This is a genomic window from Dolomitihabitans soli (assembly GCF_022213955.1).
Classification (GTDB): domain Bacteria; phylum Actinomycetota; class Actinomycetes; order Streptosporangiales; family Streptosporangiaceae; genus Streptosporangium_A; species Streptosporangium_A soli.
Window position 1 is genome coordinate 363,374 of sequence record NZ_JAKNTW010000008.1, and the last position, 23,009, is coordinate 386,382.

A 23,009-nucleotide genomic window follows, 5' to 3' on the forward strand; every position below is an offset into this window, starting at 1 on the left:
GTGCCGTATGGGCGCCGTGCGAGAGAACCAGCTGGCCTATCAGAACCATCTGCTGACCACGCTCAGAGAGGGACTCCGGCCCAAGGAGATCGTCGCGGTCCTGCTAGTGGACCACAAAGAGCGGCCCTGCCTGGACGTCACCGACGTCGCGTCCCGTAGCCGCCGGGTCTACGTCCACACCTCGTTCCAGTGGTTCTACTGGGGTGACCAGCTCGATGAGCGGGTCTCGTGCTTGCGGCCGTTCGCCGCGGTCGAGGCGGTCGCCGAGGCCGCCCGGCTGGGCTGGCGTGAGGGCGAGCAGGGAGAACTCGGCATCGACATCAGCAAGATCATCCAGACGTATCGCTCCTCCTGATGGAGCCGCAGAACGGTAGACCGCTGACCGGATGGCGCGTCTACGCCCAAATCGCCGACGTCCTTCGCGAACAGATCGCCTCGGGGCACTTTCCGGCGGGTGGTGCTCTGCCGTCGGAGTTGGCGCTGTCCGGGCAGTTCCGGGTCGCCCGGACTACGGTGCGGCGGGCGCTGGCGGTTCTGCGGGACGAAGGGCTGATCGTGACGATCCGGTCCAAGGGCCACGTGGTGAAGGGCGGTATCGAGACCTTGGCGTACCGACATGAGGTGATCGCGGATGACCTGCGAGCGCAGATCCACCGCGGTGAGCTGACCGCCGGAGCCATGCTGCCCAGTGAGGCCAGCCTGCGACAGCGGCACTCGGCCTCCCGCACCACGGTCCGCCACGCGCTCAGCGCGCTGGAGCGGGAAGGACTGATCGTTAGCGAGCAGGGGAAGGGCCGGTTCGTTTGCCCCGCTACCGGGTGAGACGTCCTGAGACGTCTCACCCCCAGACCTGGATTCCGCCCCAGGGGCGGCGTCTATCGTGACCCGCATGGGACAAGCTGAATGGGCTCGTGACCTGGCCCGGAACCTGCTGGAAGGCCCGTTGCCGCGCCGCTGGGCGCACACGCAAGGAGTAGCGGCGCGCGCCGAGTCGCTGGCGCCGATTCTCGGCGAGGAGGCTGATCTGCTGACCGCCTCGGCGTGGTTGCACGACATCGGCTACTCGCCCGCGCTCGTCGTCACCGGCCTTCACTCACTCGATGGTGCCCGCTATCTGCGTGACGTCCACCAGGCCGACGACAAGCTGACCCGGCTCGTCGCCCATCACTCGTGCGCGGTTTATGAGGCGACCGAGCGCGGCCTGATCGACGCGTTGAACGCCGAGTTCGACCAGGAGCGCCCGGAACTGGTCACGGCGCTGACCTACGCCGACATGACCACCAGCCCGGACGGCCTGCCCCTGGAGGTCGGTGACCGGCTGGCGGAGATCCATTCCCGGTACGGCCCCGAGCACCTGGTCAGCCGGTCGATCAGCAACGCCACCCCGTGCATCACCTCGGCCGTGCACGCCGTACAGTCCGCATTGGGGCGACGCTGAGACCTGGTCAGGGCAGGCGCCGAGCTCGTAGCATCGGACGGCATGACGGCCTCCCCAGGTTGCTACACCTGTGATCAGGAAGCGCAGTTCGACGCACTCCCGCCACGGGAGAGGATCGCGGCGGACGATTGCTGGCGGGTGGCCCATGCGATCAACACGGCGTTGCCAGGATGGCTGGTGCTGCTCCCCCGGCGCCATGTCACGACCGTCGCGGACCTGACCTATGCCGAGGCGTCCGCGCTCGGTCTCTGGCAGGTCCGGCTGTCGCGGGCGCTCCACAAGGTGACCGGCTGCGTGAAGACGTACGTGGTGCAGTTCGCCGAGTTGGAAGGCTTCAGCCACGTGCACTTTCACATCGTGCCGCGCATGCCGGACCTGCCGCGTGAACTTCGTGGACCTGATGTGTTCGGGCTCATGGGACGTACCGCTACCGACAGCGTCCCGGCCGATCAAATGGACGAGATCGCCGTCAAACTCGGCCGACTCCTCTCATAGCGGCAGGAGGGGCGTCTACCCGATGTACGGCCCGCCGCCGGCTAGGACGTGCTCGATTCGCAGCCGCATCGACCGGTCCATCGGCAGCGTGCCGACCCGATCGCGGGGCACCCACCGCACCTCGCGGGACTCCTCGCTCGGCGTCGGCTCGCCGCCGACGGGACGGCCGCTCAGCACGATGGAGAACTCCTGGCGGGCCTCGCCGTTGGAGGTGTAGAGGATGACGTGCCGGGGGTCGGTGTAGGTGCCGACGATGCCGGTGATCTCACACCTGATCCCGGTCTCCTCCACCGTCTCCCGCACCGCCGCCTGGGGCAGCGACTCTCCCAGGTCGACCGCCCCGCCGGGGAGCGCCCAGTTGTCGTTGTCGGTGCGGTGGATCATCAGCAGATCTCCCGCGTCGTTGGTCACCGCCACGTTCACCGAGGGGACGAGGCTGTTGGGGGTGGGAGCCTCGGGGTCGTCGTAGAAGTCCAGCCGGCGGCCCACGGTCACGGCCCTACCGGGACGGCCCGGTCCCACACGGAATCGAAGCTGTCGGTGTAGGCGGAGACCATGCCGCCTCCGGTGACCCTGCGCAGGTGCATGACCGGGGCGTCCGCGGCGAACTTGCCGTAGATGTGGGTGTTGACCAGAAGGTGATCGTCGCCGCGGTAGATGGAGTTGTACAGGATCGTGTCATGCAACCGGATCTCCACCCCGTCCACCTGCCGGAGCGCCTGGTAGTACCGCAGCGCGGTCCTGATCTGTGCGGCCAGCCCGTCGCCGACGCCTTCGTCCTCGCCTCGCTGGGCGACCTCGCGGCAGTCCGGATCGCCGAGCAGGATGCGTACCCGCGTACCCGTCCCGGCCTTCTCGGCGAACAGGCGGAGCAAGCCGGTGTCCTGGGCGACGAAGACGCCGCTGTAGACCAGCACGCCGATCTCCTGCTGAGCCTGGGAGAAGAGTCGTCCCCATGCGTCCCGGGGTACGGCCCAGCGGTGCGGGTAGACGGTGACGATCTCACTCTCCGACACCGCCGCCGTCTGCTGCGGGGTCAGCGCGTCGGGCCACAGGTACGCCTCGTCCACGCCGAGCAGCCGGGCGACCGCGAATCGATGCTTTCGGTACGGTATGCGGCCCTGGGTGATCCACCGTTCCACCGTCTTGGCGTCGACCTGGACGGCCTCGGCCAGCGCGTCGACGGTGGTGCCGTGTTCGAGAAGGGCCACCCGTAGCCGCTCGTTGGCCATTCCACCTGCCCTGTTGCCGGGGACGTCTGAGGACCTGGCAATCGTAGACCGGACGTCTTGAACATGTCCCGTCCTGTAGTGATCTCGTCCTGCCTCTTCGGCGCACTCTCGGTATCGCAAGGCAACACGTACAGCGACCGAGAGGAGAACTCACATGATCATCCGAATCCCGGCGATCGACGAAACCCCTGCCTGTGGATGCGGTGCGGCGCTGGAGGAGGGACAGGGCCTCTGCCGCAAGTGCCGCGCCCGTGACCGCTGGATGAGGCGTCGCACCGCCGGGCGCAGGAACGGCAGACGCAGCGCAGAGACCCGTCGCCCCGGCACCCGCTCGAACGGCCTCGCCCAGGCGGGGGTGACCTGGACATGACCACGATCCCGCTGATCATCGGCCTCATCCTGGCCACCGCCGTACTCATCGGCTACGTGATCGTCATGATCGGGATGCGCCAGGACGACCGGCGGATGTGCCTGGCCGAGCCGCCCCCCAGTCACGCGGCGGGCCTGGCCCGCCGGGTCACCGGCTGCCACGTGCGGGGCGGCGGCTCTACCCGCGCTCAGACAGCGTCGACTCCACCCGCGCGAGCCGCTCGGACAGATCACGCAGTGTGGCACGGATCTCGGTGAGCTCATCGGGAGAGGCCGGCTCGCCGGCGTCCCGCACGAAGACGCCCTTGCCCTGCTGCCCGATGACCAAGCCTTCGGTCCGCAGGACTCCGACCGCCAGTTTCACCACGCTCAGCGAGGCGTCGTACTCCTCCGCCAGCCGGGCCGTGGAGGGCAACGGATCACCAGGCGCGAGAGACCCGCCCCGGATCTTCTCGCGCAGGTCATCGGCGATCTGCAAGTAGCCGGGTCGCCCCGTGTTCTTGACCATCCGCCCCTCTCCCTCGCGAGTGGCCTCTAGTTCAACACAAAGACACGACCAAGCCAACCACGAGAACATTGACAACCAAGCCAACTAGGTTAACTATGTTGCACAGGACGACAGAAGGAGGACCACTCATGCGCACCATCCCCATCCCCGTCGACGCCCACCGTCTGCGATTCACCTGCGTCAAGGCCGCCCGTCCCCGCGTCATCGACCAGGACACCGGGAAGATCAAGACTGACAAGGACGGCAACAAGGTCTTCGAGACCGTCCTGCTCGCCGAGGACGAGTTCGGCCGGATCGAACTGGTCAAGGTCGGAACCTCCGGAGAACCACCCATCGCACCCGGTCAGGACGTCATCCCGACCGCCATGGTCGGCTACGTCTGGGAGATCCCCAGCAACGGCTCCAACCGATGGGGCATCTCCTACAAGGCCGCCTCCATCGTTCCCGTCTCCGGCAACCCGGCCGGAGGCAAGAGTGCCTGACGCCAACTCCCTCGGCCTGCTCCTCATCACCCTGAGCTGCATAGCCACCGGCCTCTACACCTGGCGACGCATCCACTACCCCTCCTTCTGGCTCGTCGCCGGCTACCCACTCACCGCGCTCGCCGTCCGCGCGGCCTGGCGCAAAGTCGCCCTCGGCTGCGGCCTGACCAAGAAGCGGGCGCGCTGGTGGTTCACCCTCACCCCCGGCTCCATCGTCTCCACCGGCACCGTGAAGGTACGGCGACGCTTCCGCCGGGTCGCCGTCGACACCAAACCCTGGATGTGGCTCCCGGTCCCGACCCGGCACGGCTGGCGGGTCACCGTCCACCTGCTCGAAGGACAGGTGCCCGCCGACTACTCCGACGTCGCCGAACGCCTCGCGCACTCCTGGCGCGTGCACGCCGTCCGCGTCGCCTCCCCTCGTCCCGGACGGGTCGTCCTGGCCGCGACCATGCACGACCCCCTCGTCCGGATCGATCAGCTCCCACCATCCGGGGAACTCCTCAAGGTCACCGTCGGTCGCCTGGAGACCGGCAAACCCTGGGTGATCGACTTCCGAACCGTCCCGCACTGGCTCAACGCCGGAGCGACCCAGTCCGGCAAGTCCAACCTCGCCAACGCCCTGCTCGTCGGGCTCGCCCCGCAACCGGTCGCCCTGGTCGGCTTCGACCTCAAGGGCGGCGTCGAACTCACCCCGTACGGCCCACGGCTGTCGGCCCTGGCCACCAGCCGCGCCGAGTCGGTCGGCCTGCTCGATGACCTGGTCGCGCTCATGGTCGACCGGATGGGCCTATGCCGTACGGCAGGCGCACGCAACATCTGGCAACTCGCACCGGCGATCCGGCCCGTCCCGGTCGTGGTCCTGGTCGACGAGCTGGCCGAGCTGTACCTGATGGCAGACAAGAGCGAAAAAGACGAGATCGCCAAAACCTCCACCGCCCTCCTACGCGTGGCCCAACTCGGGAGAGCGTTCGGGATCTACCTGTTCTGCTGCGGCCAGCGGATCGGCGCCGATCTCGGACCCGGCGTCACCGCCCTGCGCGCCCAGTGCTCGGGGCGGATCTGCCACCGGGTCAACGATCCGGAGACCGCGACCATGACCCTCGGCGACCTCGACCCGGCCGCCCTGGTCTCCGCCCGCGCCATCGCCGCCGAGACACCCGGCGTGGCCATCGTCGCCGGCCAAGACGGCCAGTGGTACCGGGCCCGCTCCTACTACGTCGCCGAGCAGACCGCCGAACACGTGGCCCGGATGTACGCGGACCGCACCCCGTCCTGGGCGCAGATCACCGAGACCGCCTGCACAACCGAGATGAACACCGCCGACCTGAACGAACTACTCAACGCCTGAAAGGGGGACACGATGCGACGCCTCGCCTGCTGGCTGCTCGATTCGGGACCGGTCTTGGTCCTGGCCGCCATCGCGGGTGCCGGATCGTTCACCCACATCCGCGACACCGCCGCCGAACACGGCCAGACCGGCTGGATGGCCTGGGCCATCGCGGTCTGCGTCGATCTCACCTGTGTCATGGCCGCCCGCGAGCGTCAGCGCGACAGGAAGACCGCCCGTTCTTGGAACGGTCCAGTCTCCTGGCCGACCCTTGTTCTGGCCGCCGGGGTCGTCCTGTCTCTGGCCGCCAACCTCAACCAAGCCGACCCGTCCGCCTGGGGCTGGATCACCGCCGCAACACCCGCGGGCGCGTTCCTGATCGCGATCTCCATGCTCGAACGCCGCGCCTCGGCACCCCGTCCCGAACCGTCCTTCGCCCCGGAGACCGTCCCGGCCCCGCTCCCCGTACAGCCCATCCCAGACCGAGAGGACGGGCCGTCCACCGAACTCCTCGACTACGCCCGACGCGTCGCCGAGGAATACCAGACCGCGCAGAGCAGGCCGATCAGCCGCGACACCCTGCGCGCCCGTCTGGGCGTATCCACCCAACTGGCCTCCGACCTGCTGTGCCACCTGAGCACAGCCCCGGAAGCCCAGAGATAAGGAGAACCACCCATGTCCATCCACACCGAACGCCGTACCGCCTTCATCTCCGGCCTGCGCGAACTGGCCGCCTTCATGGAGGCCAACCCCGAGGTCCCCGCCCCGGCCGACCCCACGATCATCACCTATTTCCCCAGCCAGAAGACCGACAGCGGCTTCCGCGCCGAGATCGACCGGATCGCCACGCTGTGCGGCACAACGATCGACCCGCGCCTGCTGCCACTCGGGCACTACACCACCGTCCAGCGCTTCGGCCCGATCCACTTCGAGGCCACCGCGGTCCTCACCACCACCCGCGGTCTCACAACCGAGACGCCCAGATGAACACCGACGACGACGAACAGGTGACTCCGGCACAGATCGAGCCCAAGCGCTGGCAGTGCTGCCACTGCGGCGGCACCGGAGTCGACAGCTACGGCGACACCTGCCCGCACTGCCACGGCCTCGGCTTCTGCTGAGACCGGCGCCCCCGGCCTGGCCGTACATCCGCCAAGACGCCTGCCAGGTCGGGGGCCATCCCTCCACCCAACGAGTGAAAGGAGGCCCCTATCTTGCCCACAACACACACCAATCCGCACGCCATCGCGGGCATGATCACCCGACTCAACGATGCCAAGTACACCCGCTGGACCGCCCAACTCCGCGCCACCGGAGGATGCCGCCAGCCAATCCACCTCCGCGGCCGCGTCCAGCACATCGACCCCGCCACCGGTCAGCTCCTGCACAGCTACTCCACCGCCACCGAACCTGACGGCGTCCTCCGTCTTCCATGCAAGACCCGCCGCGCCACCCGCTGCCCCGCCTGCGCCGAGGTCTACCGCGCCGACACCTACCAGCTCATCCGCGCCGGCCTGATCGGCGGAAAGGGCGTCCCGCCCACCGTCACCGCCCACCCCTGCGTGTTCGCCACCCTCACCGCCCCGTCCTTCGGAACCGTCCACACGCGACGGGAGAAGAACGGCAAGGTCCTGCCCTGCCACCCCCGCCGCAACGCGCCCACCTGCCCACACGGACAGGTCATGTCCTGTACGGCCCGGCACGACGCCAATGAGAAATGCCTCGGCGAACCCCTGTGCCCCGACTGCTACGACTACACCGGCTCGGTCCTGTTCAACGCCACCACCCCGAAACTCTGGCAACGCTTCACCGACGCCCTACGCCGCCGCGTCGCCAAACTCACCGGCCACACCCTGCGCGAACTCCGCCAACACCTGACCATCTCCTTCGCCAAAGTCGCCGAATACCAACGCCGCGGCGTCGTCCACCTGCACGCCGTCATCCGCCTCGACGGCCCCACCGGGCCGACCTCGCCACCTCCGGCCTGGGCCACCGCCGAGCTCCTCACCGAAGCCATCCGGCACGCTGTCAAAGCCGTAACCGTGATCGTCCCCGCCGCTGCCGACGAGCCGTCACGGCTCATGCGCTGGGGGACACAGCTCGACATCCGCGAGATCACCACAGACGGCGACCTCTCCGACGTAGCCGTAGCCGGCTACGTCGCCAAGTACGCCACCAAAGCGGCCGAATGCGTCGGCACCCTCGACCGCCGAATCAACCCCCTCGACGACCTGACCGCCTTCAACCTCCGAGACCACCCCCGGCGGCTCATCACCGAATGCCTCCGCCTCGGCGCACTCGCCGACCTGGCCCACCTCCGCCTCGCACACTGGGCCCACATGCTCGGCTTCGGCGGCCACTTCTCCACCCGATCGCGCCACTACGCCACCACCATCGGCCTCCTCCGCGCCGCCCGACGCGCATTCACCCGCACCGAAGAGATCACCACGGGTCGACTACCCCTCTTCGACGAGGACACCGCCGTCGAGATCGCCACCTGGCAGTACGCAGGCAAAGGCTGGTCCGCCGGTGACGCCCTCCTCGCCGCCGCGTTGACCGGAACTCCCATGGCAGTCGCACCGCCAGGAGGTTCCTTGTGACTCCTCTCCTGGACGCCGAGGACCCACTCCTCTTCACCGTGCGCGATGCCGCTCGCAAGCTCGGGCTCGGCAAGACCAAGCTCTATGAGCTGATCAACTCCGGTCGCGTGCGCTCCGTCCACATCGACGGATGCCACCGCGTCAGCCTCGCCGCCCTGCTGGCCTTCGTATCCGAGCTGGAGAACTGACATGGCATCCCGATCACGAAAGCCAAACGGGCGGTCGTCCATCTACCTCGGCAAGAACGGCAACTGGCACGGCTGGGTCGTCATGGGCGTCAAGGACAACGGCGCTCCCGACCGTCGCCACCGTGAAGCCGCGACCGAAACGGAGGTCACACGAAAGGTCCGCGAGCTGGAGAAGCTCCGGGATGCCGGGAAGACGAGCAAGCCAGGGCGCCGACCCACGGTCGAACAGTGGATGACGACCTACCTGGACACGATCTGTGCCCGCCTGGTGTCCACCGGCAAGATGGCTCCCCGGACGCTCGACGACTACCGGAGCAAGAGCCGGAACTGGATCATTCCGCACCTCGGCAAGCACCGCCTTGACCGGCTGCTGCCTGAGCACCTCGACAAGCTGTATAGCGCCATGGCCAGCGCTGGCAAAGCGGAATCGCACATCCTCAAGGTTCACCGGATCGTCTCCAGAGCTCTTGAGATCGCCATGCGTCGCGATCAGATCGGCCGGAACGTCGCGAAGCTGGTCGACTCGCCCGGCAGTGGAGACGTCGAGATCGAGCCGCTGAGCCGTACCGACGTTCACAAGATTCTCAAAGCCGTTGAAGGGCGGCGGAACGGGGTGCGCTGGATCATCGGCCTGACCCTCGGGCTCCGCCAAGGGGAAGCGCTCGGGCTCCGCTGGAAGTATGTCGACCTCGACGAGCAAGAAGTCAAGATCTGGTGGCAGATCCAACGGACGAAGTGGGAACACGGCTGCGGGGATCCGGTGGCGTGCACGAAGGACAAGCACATTCACCCGTGCCCGAAGAACTGCGAGAAGCATCACCACCGCGACAAGTGCCTACCGGGCTGCGCCAAGCGGGGCCATGTCTGCCGCGAGATCAAGAACCCGTGCCCGAAGAACTGCGTCCGCCACGCGAGCACCTGTCCGGAGCGGAAGGGCGGCGGCCTGGGCTTCCGGCGGCCCAAGAGCAAGTCCAAGCGATCGATCCCGCTGCCCGCCGAGTTGATCCCCCTCCTCAAGGCACAACGGGAAGTCGTCGAGCAAGAGGCCGGCGACGAGGGCTGGCAGGATCACGACCTCGTGTTCCCTCGTCCTGACGGTCGGCCCATCGACCCCCGCCACGACTGGGAGGAGTGGAAGCAGCTCCTACAGGACGCGGGCGTCCGTGACGTACGGGTCCACGACGGACGCCACACCGCGGGGACACTGCTCGTCGACATGGGCGTTCACGTCCGCACGGTGATGGAGGTCCTCGGTCACTCCGACATCCGGGTGACTCAGCGGTACACCCACGTGGCCACCCCGATGGCCCGCGACGCCGCCAAACAGATGGGCCGCGCCCTTTGGGGATAACTGCAACGGGAAATGCAACGGCAAACGATCACAGGGCGTGCTCCGAATGGAGTACGCCCTGTTCATTGATGGAGCCGCCTAAGGGAATCGAACCCTTGACCTACGCATTACGAGTGCGTCGCTCTGGCCGACTGAGCTAAGGCGGCGGGCCATGCCGGTGGCACATGGCTTGCAAAGTCTACAGGTATCCGGACCGTCCCCGCGCCCCCGCGGCTCAAGCGATCCTCGGGCACCGCTTCCCGTCCTCCGGCACCTTCAACTCCAGCAGGTACGCGTCCACGATCTTGTCCACGCACCCGGAGCCGGTCAGGTAGGCGGTGTGGCCGTCGCCGTCGAATCCGAGCAGCACCCCGGAGGACAGTTCTCCGGCCAGGGCCTCGGACCACTCGTACGGCGTGGCGGGGTCGCGTTCGGTGCCGACGACGAGGATGGGCGGGGCGCCCTTGGCGGTGAGGCGGTCGGGCGGCGGGGTGGCGTCGGTGGGCCAGAAGGCGCAGGGGAGGGAGCTCCACATGACGCTGGCTCCGAAGCGGGGGGAGGCAATGGCGGCGCGTTCCGCGGCGGTGGCGTAGGCGGCGACGGTACGGGGGAAATGGTTGTCGATGCAGTTGATGGCCATGTTGACTTCGGTCTGGTTGGAGTAGGTACCGTCGCGGCGGCGGTCGAGCAGCAGGTCGGCGAGGAGCAGGAGGGTGGAGCCGTCGCCCTTGAAGGCAGCGGTCAGGGCCTCGCGGAGCGCCGGCCAGGAGCGTTTGTCGTAGAGCGGGGTGATGACGCCGAGGGCGGCCCACGACTCGGTGACGGCCCGGCCGTCGCCGGAGGAGTTGCGCAGGGGTTCCTGGTCGGTACGGTCGAGCAGGGCGGTCAGCTCGGCGAGGGCGGAGTCGACGTCGCGGCTCTGGAAGGGGCAGGTCTCGTCGGTGAAGCAGTCTTCGAGGAAGGCGCGCATGGCGACCTCGAAGCCTTCCGCCTGGGTCTGGTTGAGCTCGACGGGCGAGAGGGAGGGGTCTACCGCTCCGTCCAGGACGAGGGCGCGGACCCGGTCGGGGAACAGCTGCGCGTAGACGGCGCCGAGGAAGGTGCCGTACGACTTGCCGAGGTAGGTGAGGCCGGGGTCGCCGAGGGCGGCGCGCAGGATGTCGACGTCGCGGGCGGCGTTCTCGGTGCCGACGTGCGGGAGGAGCCTGGCCGACTGACCCTGGCAGCCCGAGGCGAACCGGCGGGAGCCCTCCTCCAGGGCGGTGATCTCGGCCTGGGAGTCGGGAGTGGAGTCCAGGGAGAGGTAGGCGTCGAGCCTGCTGGTGGACAGGCAGCGGACGGGGGAGGACTCGCCGACTCCGCGTGGGTCGAACCCGACCACGTCGTAGCGGGCGCGTACGCCGGCGGTGAGCACCGATCTGGCGGCTCTGCCGTACGCGATGCCTGAGCCGCCGGGGCCGCCGGGGTTGATCAGGATGGAGCCGGCACGGTCGCCGGAGGCGGGGAGGCGGATCGTGCTGATCTGGATGCGTTCGCCCTCGGGCTTGGCGTAGTCGAGGGGGACGTCGATTTTGGCGCACTGGAAGCCGTCTTTGCAGTCGGTCCAGGCCGGTTTCTGCGAGTAGTAGGCGGCCAGGCCGGGGGTGGGCGGGCGGGTGACGTCTGGCGCGACCGCCGATGGCTTCGATGGGGTCTGGGGAGCTTTGCCGTCCTGCGCGACGCACGCCGTACCGGTCAGGGCGACCGTCAGGACCGCCACCGCGAGCCGCCTGAGCGGGTGGCGCGCACCCTCATACGTCGCTCCCCCGCCGGCCCGCAAGAACCGGCGGTACGGCGGAGCGTCGGTGCCGGGGCGTGCGGGTGAGCCCGGTGTCCTCATCTGGGTGATTGTCGGATCCTCCATATCACTCCGCCTCGCGAAGAGCAGGCGTCTAGTCCCCGCCACCCGTGTACATCGCGTCGTGCTGTTTGCGCGGGGAGCACACGGAGGCCGAGGGACAGGCGCAACGGCGGCCGCCGTCGTCGAGCCGGACCACGACCGAGTCGGAGGGGACGTTGCGGGACACGACCGTGCCGTCGCCGTCGGGTGTGCCCACCTTCGCACCGAGAGAGGGCATCTTGTCGTGCGCCTTGACGTACAGCGGGTGCTCGTACTTCAGGCAGCACATGAGACGGCCGCAGGCGCCCGCGATGCGCAGCGGGTTGACCGGAAGGTCCTGGTCCTTGGCCATCCGGACTGATACCGGCTCGAAGTCCTTCAGGAAGGTGGCGCAGCACAGGTCGCGCCCGCAGGGGCCGATGCCGCCCTGGAGGCGGGCCTCGTCGCGCGGGCCGATCTGGCGCAGTTCGACGCGTGCCCGGAGGTTGCGCGCTAGGTCGCGGACGAGGGCGCGGAAGTCGACGCGGTGCGGGGCGGAGAAGTAGACGGTGTAGACGTTGTCACCGTCGAGATAGTCGACGCCGACGACCTTCATCGGCAGGTCATGCCGTTTGATCAGCCGTTTGGAGACGCTGCGGGCCTCGGCTCGGTGACGCCGGTTGGAGTCGTCCCGGGTGAGGTGCTCCTCGCCGGCGACTCCCCCGCAGACAGGCAGGCCGTCGATCTCCTCGCTGACCCACTGCGGCGCCCAGACGCACTCGGCGACCTCGAACGCCGACTCCGTCGGCACCAGCACCTTGTCGCCGACCTTCGGAGTGTGGCCGCCCGGATCCAGGTAGTAGAGACGTCCGTATCGGGTGAAGCTCACGGCCATGATCATGCCCATGGAGTCGTGCTCGCCTCCCTCGCGTAGGCCCCCGCTTCACGCCACCTTACGCCTGGATTCAACCCGCCCTCAGGGCCAGGGTCATGGCCTCCACGGCGATCTGGGGGTTGACGTTGGCGGCGAGCCGCTCACGGCACTTCATGATCGCGTTGATCCTGACGAGCGTCGCCTCCGTGCTGGTGGCTCCCGCCAGCCGGTCGAGGTCGGCGCGACGGTCCTCGTTGGCGAGCTCGACCCCCGCCCCGAACTGTACGGCGAGCACGTCACGGTAGAAGGCGGCCAGGTCGAGGAGGGCGCCGTCGAGCGAGTCGCGCTTGACCCGGGTCGCCCTGGACTTCTGCCGATCCTCCAGCTCCTTCAGCGCGCCCGCGCCGCCACGGACCAGCCCCTTGTTGAGCCCTTTGCCCGAGGAGCCCTCGCCGTACGCCTTGCGCAGCTCGGTGGTCTCCGTCTCGTTCAACGCGGCGGTCGCCGAGGCGGCCTCCTCCTCCGCCGTCTTCACCAGCCGTTCGGCGGCGGTGATGCACTCGCCAACCCCCGACAGTGACATGGGGATCGACAGGACGGCGTCGCGGCGGCGCCGTACCTCCTCGTCGAGCGCCAGCCTGCGGGCCCGGCCGAGGTGGCCCTGAGCGGCCCGCGCGGCGAACTCGGCGACGTCGGGTGGTACGGCGTCGCGGGTGGCCAGTTCGTGGGCGACGGCGGCGGTCGGGGGGGTGCGCAGGGTGATGAGACGGCAGCGGGAGCGGATGGTGGTGACCATGTCGTCGGGCGAGGGCGAGCACAGCAGCCAGACCGTCTTCGGCGGGGGCTCCTCGATGGCCTTGAGCAGCGCGTTGGCGGCGGCCTCCGTGGCGCGGTCGGCGTCTTCGAAGAGGACGACGTGCCAGCGGCCGAGGGTGGGCGCGCCGGCCGCCCGCAGGATCAGCTCGCGGGTCTGCTTGACACCGTAGGACAGGCCCTGGGGGCGCACGGCCTCCAGGTCGGGATGCGAGCCGATGGCCACCTGGTGGCACACGTCACAGTGACCGCAGCCCCCGTCCGGGCAGAGCAGCGCGGCGGCGAAGGCCTTGGCGGCGGCTCCGCGCCCGGATCCGGGCGGGCCGGTGAACAGCCAGGCGTGCGTCATCCCTGCACCGCGCCCGCCCGCCAGGAAATCGGCGCCGGCCGCGGCCGCACGTGCGAGCAGGGCGGCGGCCGGTTCCTGCCCGACGAGATCGTCGAAGACTCCCACGGTGCAAGGTTAGTCGCGGATCGCGGGCATCGTGCCGGTCGCGTCCTCCGACTCCTGCGGAACGGGGTCGGGCAGGACATCGCGGACCCGGTCCTGGATGAGACGGGAGATCTCGTCCTGCGGCTTGGTGCCGTCGATGACCACGTAACGGTCGGGATCGGCGGCGGCCAGTGCGCGGAACTCCCGGCGGACCCGCTCGTGGAACTCCAGCGGCTCCGCCTCGATCCGGTCGGCCGGCGAGGCGAAGCGGGCCAGGCCGATCGACGGCGGCACGTCGATGAGCACGGTGAGGTCGGGGACGAGCCCGCCGGTGGCCCAGGCGTTCACCTTGGCCACGTCGTCCGCCTCGAGGGAGCGGCCCGCGCCCTGGTACGCCAGGGAGGAGTCGACGTAGCGGTCGGTGACCACCATGGCGCCGCGGTACAGCCCCGGCCGGATGACCTTCTCCACGTGCTCGGCGCGGTCGGCGGCGTAGAGCAGCGCCTCGGAGCGCGCGGACAGCCCCTGGTGCGCGGCGTCGAGCAGGATCGCGCGCAGCCGCATGCCGACCTTGGTCGAGCCCGGCTCCCGGGTCTGGACGACGTCGAAGCCCTGGTCGCGCAGCCAGATGGCGAGCAACCGCGACTGGGTGGTCTTGCCCGAGCCCTCGCCGCCCTCGAAGGCGATGAACAGCCCGCGCGCCTGCTCCTGCTCCGGCCCTCCCGGCACGAACCGCTGCCCGCGCACCGCCGCGATGAGGTCGACCAGGATCGGGATCCCCTTGCGGTCGTCCATGTGCCGCAGCGCGAGCACCCCGACGGTCATCGCGAGCACCGCGCCGACGAGCATCACCAGGTTGGTGCCGTCGAAGCTGTAGACGATCTCCGGGCCGAACCTGATCGGATGCCTGCCGTACAGGCCGGCGAGGGTCGGGGCCACCGCGACGACCAGCAGTAGCGTCACGCGCGCCGTGGACTGCAGGAACGAGAACGTACGGCCGCGCAGCGCGTCCTCCACCTCCAGGCCGATCAGGGTGTAGCCGATGATCCAGGCGATGCCCGCGCAGGCGCCGAGCACCACGGTGAGCATGACGACGATCACCAGATTGTGGATCAGCGCGATGGCGGCGAGCACGATGCCGGCCGCCAGGATCGACAGGCCGAACAGCCGGGGGCGGGACAGCTCGCGAAGCAGCCGGGGACCGAAGAACATGCCGAAGGCCATGCCGACGAAGACGGCGCCGAAGACCGTGCCGTACGCGGCGTCACCGCCCTGCAGCGCCTCGACGTAGATCTTGGCGACGCCGACCACCGCACCGCCCGCGGCGAAGGCGCCCAGCATGCCGATGACCAGGCCGCGGATCAGCCGGTTGCCGCCGACGAAGCGCCAGCCCTCGCCGATCTGCCGGAGCACCGACGGGGTGGAGATCTCGGTGTGGTTCTTCGGGATGTCGCGCAGCGTGAAGATCAGGAACGCGGAGACCAGGTAGACCAGCGCGTTGATGAACAGCGCCAGGCGGGTCGGCTCGCCGTCCACGATCGGCAGCAGGTTGCCGAGCAGGTCGGCCGGCAGTGCGAGGACCGCGAACAGGACCGCGGCGATCGGGGCCGTGCCGTACGTGACCAGGAGGTTGAGCTGGTTGGCCTCCTCCAGGCGCTCCTTGGGCACCAGGTTGGGCACCGTGGCGTCCTTGGCGGGGACCCAGAAGAGGTTCACGCACTCGACGAGGAACGTCGCGACGATGATCCACTGGTAGTTGGCGAAAATCGGGATCGACAGCACCAGCGCGAACCGCGACAGGTCGGCGAAGAACATCGTCAACCGGCGGTCGAACCGGTCGGCCACCGCCCCGGCCAGCGGCCCGAGCAGGATGGCGGGCAGCATCTTGGCGACGAAGACACCGCCGATGGCCAGGCTCTGCGCCTGGTAGCCGCTGCCCGCGGTGAGGTTTCCGGCGAGCGCGGTCAGGGCGATGATGTTCAGCCAGTCGCCGAGGCTGCACAGCGACATGGCAGTCCACAGCCTGCGGAACGAGGCATTGGCCAGCACGTGGGGGGGTTTGCGCCGTGGTGTGGACCGGCCAGGGGTGGTCATAGTGTCAGCGTATCCAGGGTGCTCGCTGGGCTGGGCATGAACATCGAGCAGGCCGGAACAGCCGGTCCGCTCGTCGCATGAGGGTAATACGACCTTGGTGTCCCCCGCAGGGCTGATTCACCGAATAGGCCCCCTCGTAACCGATCAGGCATGCAATCGCAAGAGTGAGATTTCGGGCGGAGCCCCGACCCGGACCGGCGGCCCCCAGAACCCGGCCCCCCGCGTCACGTAGACCTGGGTGCCGTCGACGGTCGCCAGCCCCGCCACCACCGGCTGCTGAACCTTGACGATCATGTTGAACGGCGCCATCTGACCGCCGTGCGTGTGGCCGGACAGCTGCAGGTCAACGCCATTGCGCGCGGCCTCGTGAACCTGCTCGGGCTGGTGCGCGAGCAGTACGGCCGCGCGCGAGGCATCCCGGCCGGCGAACGCCTTGCCCAAGTCGGGGCCATCGCCGTCGGCGACCCCCGTCAGGTCGTTCACCCCGGCGAGATCGAGCACCCCTCCCCCGTGGGAGATCTCCACCCGCTCGTTCCGCAGCGGGCGGACACCGAGATCACGCAGCTCCTCGACCCACTCCTGCGGCCCGTTCGGCGCGTAGTACTCGTGGTTGCCGGTGACGAAATAGGAGCCGTAGCGGGATTCGAGCGACCTGAGCGGCTTGGCAAGCGATCCGAGCTGGGCCACCGTACCGTCCACCAGGTCGCCGACGATCGCCACGACGTCGGCCTCCAGCGAGTTGATCATGCGGACGATGCGCTCGGTGTGCGCCCGCCCGGTCAGCGGCCCGAGGTGGATGTCGCTCACCACCGCGAACCGCAGGCCGTTCATCCGGGGATCGAGCTTCGGGACGGCGATCGAGACCCGTTCGATCACCGGATCGCCGAGCGCGGTGCGGATCCCCAGCCCGACGGTGCCGAGCGCGCCGACCCCCGCGACCGCGGCAGCCGTACGCCCGAGGAACAGTCGTCGCCCGATCAGGTCGGGCCCCGGTCCGGCTGCCGTCAGATCCGAGGCGGGCCCGACGGGAGCGGGTGGCGGCGGGCCCGACGGGAGCGGCACGGGCACAGGTGCGGGCGGTTTGTCGCTCGCCGCCACCGGCACGGGCACAGGCGCGGGCGGTTTGTCGCTGGCCGCCACCGCGGGACGCGGCGAGCTTCTGATCATCCGCGCGGCCACCGCCCTCGGGATCTCCAGCACGGCCAGGAAGATCACGAGGTAGAACATGAGCGCGATCCAGAAGAACCCCGGCCAGGCCAGCGTGTGCGCCCAGGGGATGCGCGAGCCCAGCACCGCCACCGGCGTCAGCAGCCCCAGCACGACCACCAGCCCGGTCAGCACCTGGCGGGTACGGCCCCGCCTGGTCACGTCACGGACGAGCCGACGCCACAGGTAGTAGTGAACGCCGGTCATCAGAACGACGAGAACCACGACGAACCCGATGTTCACCACGAACCTCTCTCCCCGGCTGCGTCGTCATGCTACGAGCCGGGCCCGGCGAGCGCGCACGCCGAGCTGAGACCGCTCTCAGCTCTTGCTGGCGCCCGCCTTCGCACGGGGCTTCTTCGTCGCCGGGCCACGGGCGCGGCGCTCGGCCAGCAGTTCGCCTGCCCGCTCGATCGTGATCTCCTCGACCGAGTCGTCCTTGCGCAGCGAGGCGTTCGTCTCACCGTCGGTGACGTAGGGCCCGAACCTGCCCTCCTTCACCACCACCGGCTTCTTGGAGACGGGATCGTCGCCCAGCTCGCGCAGCGGCGGCGCGGCCGCGGCGCGGCCCCTGCCCCGCTGCTTGGGCTGCGCGAACAGCTCCTTGGCCTGCTCCAGCGTGACCGTGAAGAGATCCTCCTCCGCGCCCAGCGACCGCGAGTCGGTGCCCTTCTTCACGTAGGGACCGAAACGGCCGTTCTGCGCGGTGACCTCCTGGCCGTCGAGCTCACCGAGGACCCGAGGCAGCGACAGCAGGTTGAGCGCGTCTTCCAGGGTGACCGTGTCGAGGTCCATGGTCTTGAAGAGCGAACCGGTGCGCGGCTTGACCGCGTCCTTCTTCTTCGTCTTCTTCGCGCCCTCGGCCGGCTCCTCCGGCAGGATCTCCGTCACATAGGGCCCGAACCGCCCGGACTTGGCCACGATCAGGTTTCCGGAGTTCGGGTCCTTGCCCAGTTCCCGGTCGCCGCTCGGCTGCGAGAACAGCTCCTCCGCCCGTTCGGCGGTCAGCTCGTCGGGCGGCAGGTCCTCGGGCACGTTGACCTTGGCGCCGTCGCGATCGAGGTAGGGCCCGTACCGGCCGACCCTGATCATGATGTCGGTGCCCCTGATCGCGAAGGAGCTGATCTCCTTGGCGTCGATCTCGTCGAGGTCGGCCACCATCTCCTTCAGACCCTCGTCGCCCTCTTCACCGAAGTAGAACCGGCGCAGCTCGGGCACCCGCTCCGCCCGGTCGTTGGCGATGTCGTCGAGGACCTTCTCCATGTCGGCGGTGAAGTCGTAGTCGACCAGGTTGCCGAAGTGCTGCTCCAGCAGGTTGACCACGGCGAACGCCAGGAAGGACGGCACCAGCGCGGTGCCCTTCTTGAACACGTATCCCCGGTCGAGGATGGTGCCGATGATGCTGGAGTAGGTCGACGGACGGCCGATCTCCCGGTCTTCCAACTCCTTGATCAGCGAAGCCTCGGTGTACCGGGCGGGCGGCTTGGTCGCGTGCGCCAGCACGTTGAGCTCGCTCGCGGTCAGCGGGTCGCCCTCGGCCAGGTTGGGCAGCCGCTTCTCCGAGTCGTCACGATCGGTGGACGGGTCGTCGGCGCCTTCGACGTACGCCTTGAGGAACCCGTGGAAGGTGATCGTCCGGCCCGACGCGCTGAACTCGACCCGCTCGCCCTCGCTGGAGGCGCCCTCGACCTTCACCGTGACCGACTCGCCGACGGCGTCCTTCATCTGCGAGGCGACGGTCCGCTGCCAGATCAGCTCGTACAGCCGGAACATGTCGCCGCTCAGCCCGGTCTCGCCCGGCGTGCGGAACTCCTCGCCCGACGGCCTGATGGCCTCGTGCGCCTCCTGGGCGTTCTTCACCTTGCTGGTGTAGACGCGCGGCTTGTCCGGCACGTACGCCGCGCCGTACAGCTTGATCGCCTGGCTGCGCGCGGCGGCCACCGCGGTCTCCGACAGCGTGGTGCTGTCGGTACGCATGTAGGTGATGAAGCCGTTCTCATACAGCCGCTGCGCGACCTGCATGGTGGACTTCGCGGAGAAGCCCAGCTTCCGGCTGGCCTCCTGCTGCAGGGTCGTGGTCCGGAAGGGCGCGTACGGCTTGCGGGTGTACGGCTTCCGCTCGACGGACTTGACCTGGTAGGACGACTTCCCGAGACGGGTCGCCAGAGCCCCGGCCGCCGCCTGGTCGAGGTGCAGGACGTCGGCGTTCTTGAGCTGTCCCGTGGCGGCGAAGTCGCGGCCCTGGGCCACCCGCCTGCCGTTCACGCCGGTCAGCGTCGCGGTGAATTTGCGCTGGTCCTCGTCACGCTTGCCCGTGTCGAACAGGGCCGACAGGTCCCAGTAGTTGGCGACCGTGAACGCCATCCGGTCACGCTCGCGCTCCACCACCAGGCGGGTCGCCACCGACTGCACGCGGCCGGCCGACAGGCGCGGCTTGACCTTGCGCCACAGCACCGGGCTGACCTCGTAGCCGTAGAGCCGGTCGAGGATGCGCCGGGTCTCCTGCGCGTCGACGAGACGGAGGTTCAGCTCACGCGGGTTGGACACCGCGTCTCTGATCGCCTGCGCGGTGATCTCGTGGAACACCATGCGGTGCACCGGCACCTTGGGCTTCAGCACCTCCTGCAGGTGCCAGGCGATCGCCTCGCCCTCGCGGTCCTCGTCCGTCGCGAGAAAGAGCTCGTCGGCGTCCTTGAGCAGTTGCTTGAGCTTTGAGACCTGGGACTTCTTGTCCTGGTTGACGACATAAAGCGGCTCGAACTCGTGGTCGACGTTGACGCCGAGCCTCGCCCAGGGCTGGCCTTTGAACTTCTCGGGGATGTCGTCGGCCCGCTCCGGAAGATCCCGGATATGGCCGATGCTGGACTCCACGATGTAGCCGCGCCCCAGGTACCCAGCGATGGTCTTCGCCTTCGCGGGCGATTCGACGATCACCAGGCGGGTTCCGCCGGCGTTGCCGTTGTTTGCTGGCACGCTGCTTCCTACCTCGCTGTTCTCTACGGTCCCCCTGACGGTAACCCGTCGCACAGGCTTCCCATCCCCACGGGCTACCCGATCCCTTCCCGGTCCACCCACAAGGACGCAGAATAAGGGTCAGTGAGTGCCGCCGTCGCCTAGCCCACCCTCGGAGACTAATCGCTGTGCTCGACTACTCCTACTTGGATATGTACATCCCGCGCGACACCTCAAGGGAGGCCGCCCGGCAAATCCTGACCGAACACGCCGAGCACGGAGACTGGGAACTCGACCGACTGCGACTGTATCCCGACGGTACCCGCCATGTACGACTGCGCCGCAAGATCATACGTGTGGCTCGCACGATGTGACCTATCGGTATGAGTTACGCCACTTTTCCGACTCGTCTCCCCTACCTTCCGGACATGGCTTTGCCCGTCCCGAGTCGCGCACCCGGAACGGGCAAAGCAGTTTCGCGCCGCCGAAACCTCGTCAGGAGGCGGAGCGTTATCCGTTACTTACGGCCGAAACGGAGCCGGCGGGTGGTGGCGAAGAGCGTCGCCGAGGCGGCGAAGATCGCACCCAGCATCAGCGCCACCAGCGCGCCGGAGTTCATCCCCTTGACACCTGCCGGCTGCTCGGCGCTCATCAGCCCGACAGGAAGACCCGCGGGCAGGCTGGCGGTCGCCCCGCCCAGGGGGGTGCCCCTGGTCAGCTCGTTGATCGGGTTGGGAGCCTTCTCCGCGGCCTTGCCGGCCTCGCCCTTGGTCCACTTGGGGGTCTTGGCGGACTTCGGAGCCTTGGGAGCCTTGGGAGCCTTGGGAGCCTTCGCGGTCTTCGCGGGCGTGACCGGGGTGGCGGGCAGACCCGGCGCGTCCGGCACCGCGGACAGACCCGCGTCGCCGACGAGCGGCAGGCCGGCGCCCTCCACCTGGTGGGTCACGTTGGAGACGTCACCGATGCCGCCGACCGCGGGCACCGGGGGCAGCTCGGGCATCAGCCCCTTGGCGGCGACCGGCTTCTTGACCTGGCCGGACTGGCGCTGCGGGCCACGGTTGGCGTCCGCACCGCCGACGCGGGAACCGCCGAGGCACCCGGCGGCGGCGTCGCCCAGGGCGGCGACCGAGTTGCCGCAGACGGTGATCGGCGCCGAGACCGGCGCGGTGACCTGGTTGCCGCCGAGCACGCTGCCGACGCCCGAGGTCCTGTTACCGCTGGTGCCACGGCCGTCGTTCGACACGGTGGCGCCGCCGCGGCAGGACCCGAACGCGTTGCCCACGGCCGCGACCGCGTTGCCGCAGACGTTGGCCGGCGCCGAGATCGGGGCGATCACCTGGTTGCCGCTGGCCACGCCGAACCGGCCGTTGGTGTCGTTGCCCCGCGATCCGGGCGTGGCGGCCTGCTGGTAACGGCGGCCGTTGCGGCCGTCGTCGACGCTCGCGCCGCCCTTGCAGTTGGAGAAGGCGTTGCCCCAGACGGCCGCGGAGTTGCCGCAGATGTTGATCGGCGCCGAGATCGGGGCGATCACCTGGTTGCCACCGAGGACGCTGTGCCGGCCCTCGGTACGGTTCCCGCCGGTTCCCGCGCCGCTGTTCCTGACCGTGGTGCCGCCCACGCAGCCGGCGTTGGAGTTGCCGAAGACCGAGGCCGCGTTGCCGCAGGCGTTGATCGGCGCCGAGATGGGCGCGGTGACCTGGTTGCCGCCGAGCACGCTACCGAGGCCGTCGGTGCGGTTGCCGCCCCGGCCGGTGTTCTTGACCGAGGCGCCGCCCTTGCAGCCCGCGTCGGAGTTGCCGACCACGGAGATCGCGTTTCCGCAAGCGTTGATCGGTGCGCTGACCGGCGCGTCGATCTGGTTGCCGCCGAGCACACTGTGGCGGCCCGAGGTCTGGTTGCCGGAACCACGGGCGGTGGAGTTGTCCACCGAGGTACCGCCCTGCGAGGAGGCGGTGGAGTTGCCGCCCACACTCGGGGCGTTGCCACTGATGTCGATCGGCACGGAGACGGGCAGGTTGAGCTGGTTGCCGCCACCGACGGAGTGATCCCCGTCGGTGTCCGCGAAGGCGGTGCCGCTGCCCAGAGTCATGACGGCGACGGCGAGAAGTGCAGCCGGGGCAGAACTCTTAGCCCACGTACGCATGATGAGACTCCTGTTGTCGTTCTCGGGGGGATGACGTGCAGCTCGTGACATACGGGGTCGCCCCCGCTCAACGGAGTGCCACGAGTTGGAAATGACGAGTTGCCCGCATGCGGGGACGGCGGCCGTCGGCACGCCACACTCCGCCGCCGGTCCGCTGCGCGGCCGGCTCAGGAAGCGGGACTAGTCAGGGGAGAAGGAGGGCTCGTCCGCCGCTGTGCGGACGGCCGGAGGAAGCACCAGCGCCAGCGGCGCGGGCAGCAGCAGAAGTCGCGGGTCGAACACCGACCTTGAGACATCCCCCACACCCGGCCCGAACTGGCCGGAGCCACCGCCACTCTGGGGCACGACACCATGGGCACCCGAGCTGTGATCAGCGGTGGAGTCTGCGGGAAGGGTCGGCTTCGACTGGCTGGTCAGCCCATCGACACCGCGTCCGGCCATCGCCTCGGCATTGTCCGTCGCCGTGGCGAGATCGCCGGTCTCCTGCGATTGGGACGCCCCTGTCGCCGCAGTGGAATCCGCAGCCGCCGGGGAAGCCCAGAGAAGTCCGAAAAGGACCGCGAGCAACCAACCGGCGGCGATCAGGCCGCCGACCGTCAGCGCGCGCACGATGGCCTGCCGGGCGCCGGCCGCGAACCGCGCCATCCGGGCAGCCCGAGAGGTC

At 69.1% G+C, this 23,009-nt stretch carries 25 protein-coding genes and 1 tRNA gene; 14 read left to right on the forward strand and 12 right to left on the reverse strand.

Annotated features, from left to right (window positions below; all coding sequences use genetic code 11):
• Positions 1-7: 7 nt before the first annotated feature.
• From MBA17_RS19410 to MBA17_RS19425, 4 genes are all read left to right on the forward strand, one after another.
• Positions 8-355, forward strand: a complete 348-nt coding sequence (locus MBA17_RS19410) for a hypothetical protein (protein WP_238497908.1) — start codon at positions 8-10, stop codon at positions 353-355.
• Complete coding sequence (locus MBA17_RS19415) at positions 355-822, forward strand: GntR family transcriptional regulator (protein WP_238497909.1); 468 nt, start codon at positions 355-357, stop codon at positions 820-822. The genes MBA17_RS19410 and MBA17_RS19415 overlap by 1 nt, the downstream gene beginning before the upstream one ends.
• Before the next feature lie 67 nt (positions 823-889).
• The gene (locus MBA17_RS19420) at positions 890-1,438 is read left to right on the forward strand and encodes an HD domain-containing protein (protein ID WP_274385614.1); all 549 of its coding nucleotides are present in this window, start codon (positions 890-892) and stop codon (positions 1,436-1,438) included.
• Between the two features lie 42 nt (positions 1,439-1,480).
• Positions 1,481-1,933 (forward strand): HIT family protein, encoded by a 453-nt coding sequence (locus tag MBA17_RS19425; RefSeq protein WP_238497910.1) that lies wholly within the window; start codon positions 1,481-1,483, stop codon positions 1,931-1,933.
• A gap of 15 nt (positions 1,934-1,948) precedes the next feature.
• Here the strand turns inward: MBA17_RS19425 and MBA17_RS19430 are convergent, their stop codons facing one another.
• Positions 1,949-2,422: an NUDIX hydrolase gene (locus MBA17_RS19430; protein WP_238498010.1), complete on the reverse strand. Its 474-nt coding sequence runs from the start codon at positions 2,420-2,422 to the stop codon at positions 1,949-1,951.
• Positions 2,423-2,424: 2 nt separating this feature from the next.
• Positions 2,425-3,165, reverse strand: a complete 741-nt coding sequence (locus MBA17_RS19435) for a helix-turn-helix domain-containing protein (protein WP_238497911.1) — start codon at positions 3,163-3,165, stop codon at positions 2,425-2,427.
• A gap of 154 nt (positions 3,166-3,319) precedes the next feature.
• Between MBA17_RS19435 and MBA17_RS19440 the strand changes: the two genes are divergently transcribed.
• Entirely contained in the window at positions 3,320-3,535 is a 216-nt protein-coding gene (locus MBA17_RS19440; RefSeq protein ID WP_238497912.1) for a hypothetical protein, read from the forward strand.
• Positions 3,536-3,712: 177 nt separating this feature from the next.
• Here MBA17_RS19440 and MBA17_RS19445 read toward each other — a convergent pair whose 3' ends face one another.
• A complete protein-coding gene (locus MBA17_RS19445; protein WP_238497913.1) occupies positions 3,713-4,042 on the reverse strand; it encodes a GntR family transcriptional regulator in 330 nt (109 codons plus the stop codon).
• A gap of 128 nt (positions 4,043-4,170) precedes the next feature.
• Here MBA17_RS19445 and MBA17_RS19450 point away from each other — a divergent pair, with 128 nt between their 5' ends.
• From MBA17_RS19450 to MBA17_RS19485, 8 genes are all read left to right on the forward strand, one after another.
• Positions 4,171-4,524, forward strand: a complete 354-nt coding sequence (locus tag MBA17_RS19450; RefSeq protein ID WP_238497914.1) for an SCO3933 family regulatory protein — start codon at positions 4,171-4,173, stop codon at positions 4,522-4,524.
• On the forward strand, positions 4,517-5,875 hold the full coding sequence (locus MBA17_RS19455) for an FtsK/SpoIIIE domain-containing protein (protein WP_238497915.1): 1,359 nt from the start codon (positions 4,517-4,519) through the stop codon (positions 5,873-5,875). The genes MBA17_RS19450 and MBA17_RS19455 overlap by 8 nt, the downstream gene beginning before the upstream one ends.
• A gap of 12 nt (positions 5,876-5,887) precedes the next feature.
• Positions 5,888-6,517 (forward strand): DUF2637 domain-containing protein, encoded by a 630-nt coding sequence (locus tag MBA17_RS19460; protein ID WP_238497916.1) that lies wholly within the window; start codon positions 5,888-5,890, stop codon positions 6,515-6,517.
• Between the two features lie 12 nt (positions 6,518-6,529).
• On the forward strand, positions 6,530-6,841 hold the full coding sequence (locus MBA17_RS19465) for a hypothetical protein (RefSeq protein ID WP_238497917.1): 312 nt from the start codon (positions 6,530-6,532) through the stop codon (positions 6,839-6,841).
• Complete coding sequence (locus tag MBA17_RS19470) at positions 6,838-6,975, forward strand: hypothetical protein (protein ID WP_238497918.1); 138 nt, start codon at positions 6,838-6,840, stop codon at positions 6,973-6,975. The genes MBA17_RS19465 and MBA17_RS19470 overlap by 4 nt, the downstream gene beginning before the upstream one ends.
• 93 nt (positions 6,976-7,068) lie before the next feature.
• Positions 7,069-8,454 (forward strand): replication initiator, encoded by a 1,386-nt coding sequence (locus tag MBA17_RS19475; protein ID WP_238497919.1) that lies wholly within the window; start codon positions 7,069-7,071, stop codon positions 8,452-8,454.
• Positions 8,451-8,642 carry a helix-turn-helix domain-containing protein gene (locus MBA17_RS19480; RefSeq protein ID WP_238497920.1) on the forward strand — a complete coding sequence of 64 codons (192 nt, stop codon included), beginning with the start codon at positions 8,451-8,453 and terminating at the stop codon, positions 8,640-8,642. The genes MBA17_RS19475 and MBA17_RS19480 overlap by 4 nt, the downstream gene beginning before the upstream one ends.
• Position 8,643: 1 nt before the next feature.
• Complete coding sequence (locus MBA17_RS19485) at positions 8,644-9,993, forward strand: tyrosine-type recombinase/integrase (protein WP_238497921.1); 1,350 nt, start codon at positions 8,644-8,646, stop codon at positions 9,991-9,993.
• Between the two features lie 69 nt (positions 9,994-10,062).
• Here the strand turns inward: MBA17_RS19485 and MBA17_RS19490 are convergent.
• From MBA17_RS19490 to topA, 7 genes are all read right to left on the reverse strand, one after another.
• A tRNA-Thr gene (locus MBA17_RS19490) sits at positions 10,063-10,139 on the reverse strand.
• A gap of 68 nt (positions 10,140-10,207) precedes the next feature.
• Positions 10,208-11,851, reverse strand: coding sequence for an alpha/beta hydrolase (locus MBA17_RS19495; protein WP_238497922.1), 1,644 nt, complete (start codon positions 11,849-11,851; stop codon positions 10,208-10,210).
• A 52-nt stretch (positions 11,852-11,903) separates the two neighbouring features.
• Positions 11,904-12,725 carry a PSP1 domain-containing protein gene (locus tag MBA17_RS19500; protein ID WP_455432799.1) on the reverse strand — a complete coding sequence of 274 codons (822 nt, stop codon included), beginning with the start codon at positions 12,723-12,725 and terminating at the stop codon, positions 11,904-11,906.
• A 70-nt stretch (positions 12,726-12,795) separates the two neighbouring features.
• The gene (locus MBA17_RS19505) at positions 12,796-13,971 is read right to left on the reverse strand and encodes a DNA polymerase III subunit delta' (RefSeq protein WP_238497923.1); all 1,176 of its coding nucleotides are present in this window, start codon (positions 13,969-13,971) and stop codon (positions 12,796-12,798) included.
• Positions 13,972-13,980: 9 nt separating this feature from the next.
• The gene (gene tmk / locus MBA17_RS19510) at positions 13,981-16,044 is read right to left on the reverse strand and encodes a dTMP kinase (protein WP_238497924.1); all 2,064 of its coding nucleotides are present in this window, start codon (positions 16,042-16,044) and stop codon (positions 13,981-13,983) included.
• 144 nt (positions 16,045-16,188) lie between these two features.
• A complete protein-coding gene (locus tag MBA17_RS19515) occupies positions 16,189-17,496 on the reverse strand; it encodes a metallophosphoesterase (protein ID WP_238497925.1) in 1,308 nt (435 codons plus the stop codon).
• A 75-nt stretch (positions 17,497-17,571) separates the two neighbouring features.
• Positions 17,572-20,223, reverse strand: a complete 2,652-nt coding sequence (gene topA, locus MBA17_RS19520) for a type I DNA topoisomerase (RefSeq protein ID WP_238497926.1) — start codon at positions 20,221-20,223, stop codon at positions 17,572-17,574.
• Between the two features lie 167 nt (positions 20,224-20,390).
• Between topA and MBA17_RS19525 the strand changes: the two genes are divergently transcribed.
• Complete coding sequence (locus MBA17_RS19525; protein ID WP_238497927.1) at positions 20,391-20,576, forward strand: DUF5703 family protein; 186 nt, start codon at positions 20,391-20,393, stop codon at positions 20,574-20,576.
• Between the two features lie 143 nt (positions 20,577-20,719).
• On the opposite strand, the gene MBA17_RS19530 is transcribed toward MBA17_RS19525, so the two are convergent.
• Together MBA17_RS19530 and MBA17_RS19535 are read right to left on the reverse strand one after the other, a co-directional pair.
• Positions 20,720-22,291, reverse strand: a complete 1,572-nt coding sequence (locus MBA17_RS19530; RefSeq protein ID WP_238497928.1) for a chaplin family protein — start codon at positions 22,289-22,291, stop codon at positions 20,720-20,722.
• A gap of 234 nt (positions 22,292-22,525) precedes the next feature.
• Positions 22,526-22,990, reverse strand: coding sequence for a hypothetical protein (locus MBA17_RS19535; protein WP_238497929.1), 465 nt, complete (start codon positions 22,988-22,990; stop codon positions 22,526-22,528).
• Positions 22,991-23,009: the final 19 nt, after the last annotated feature.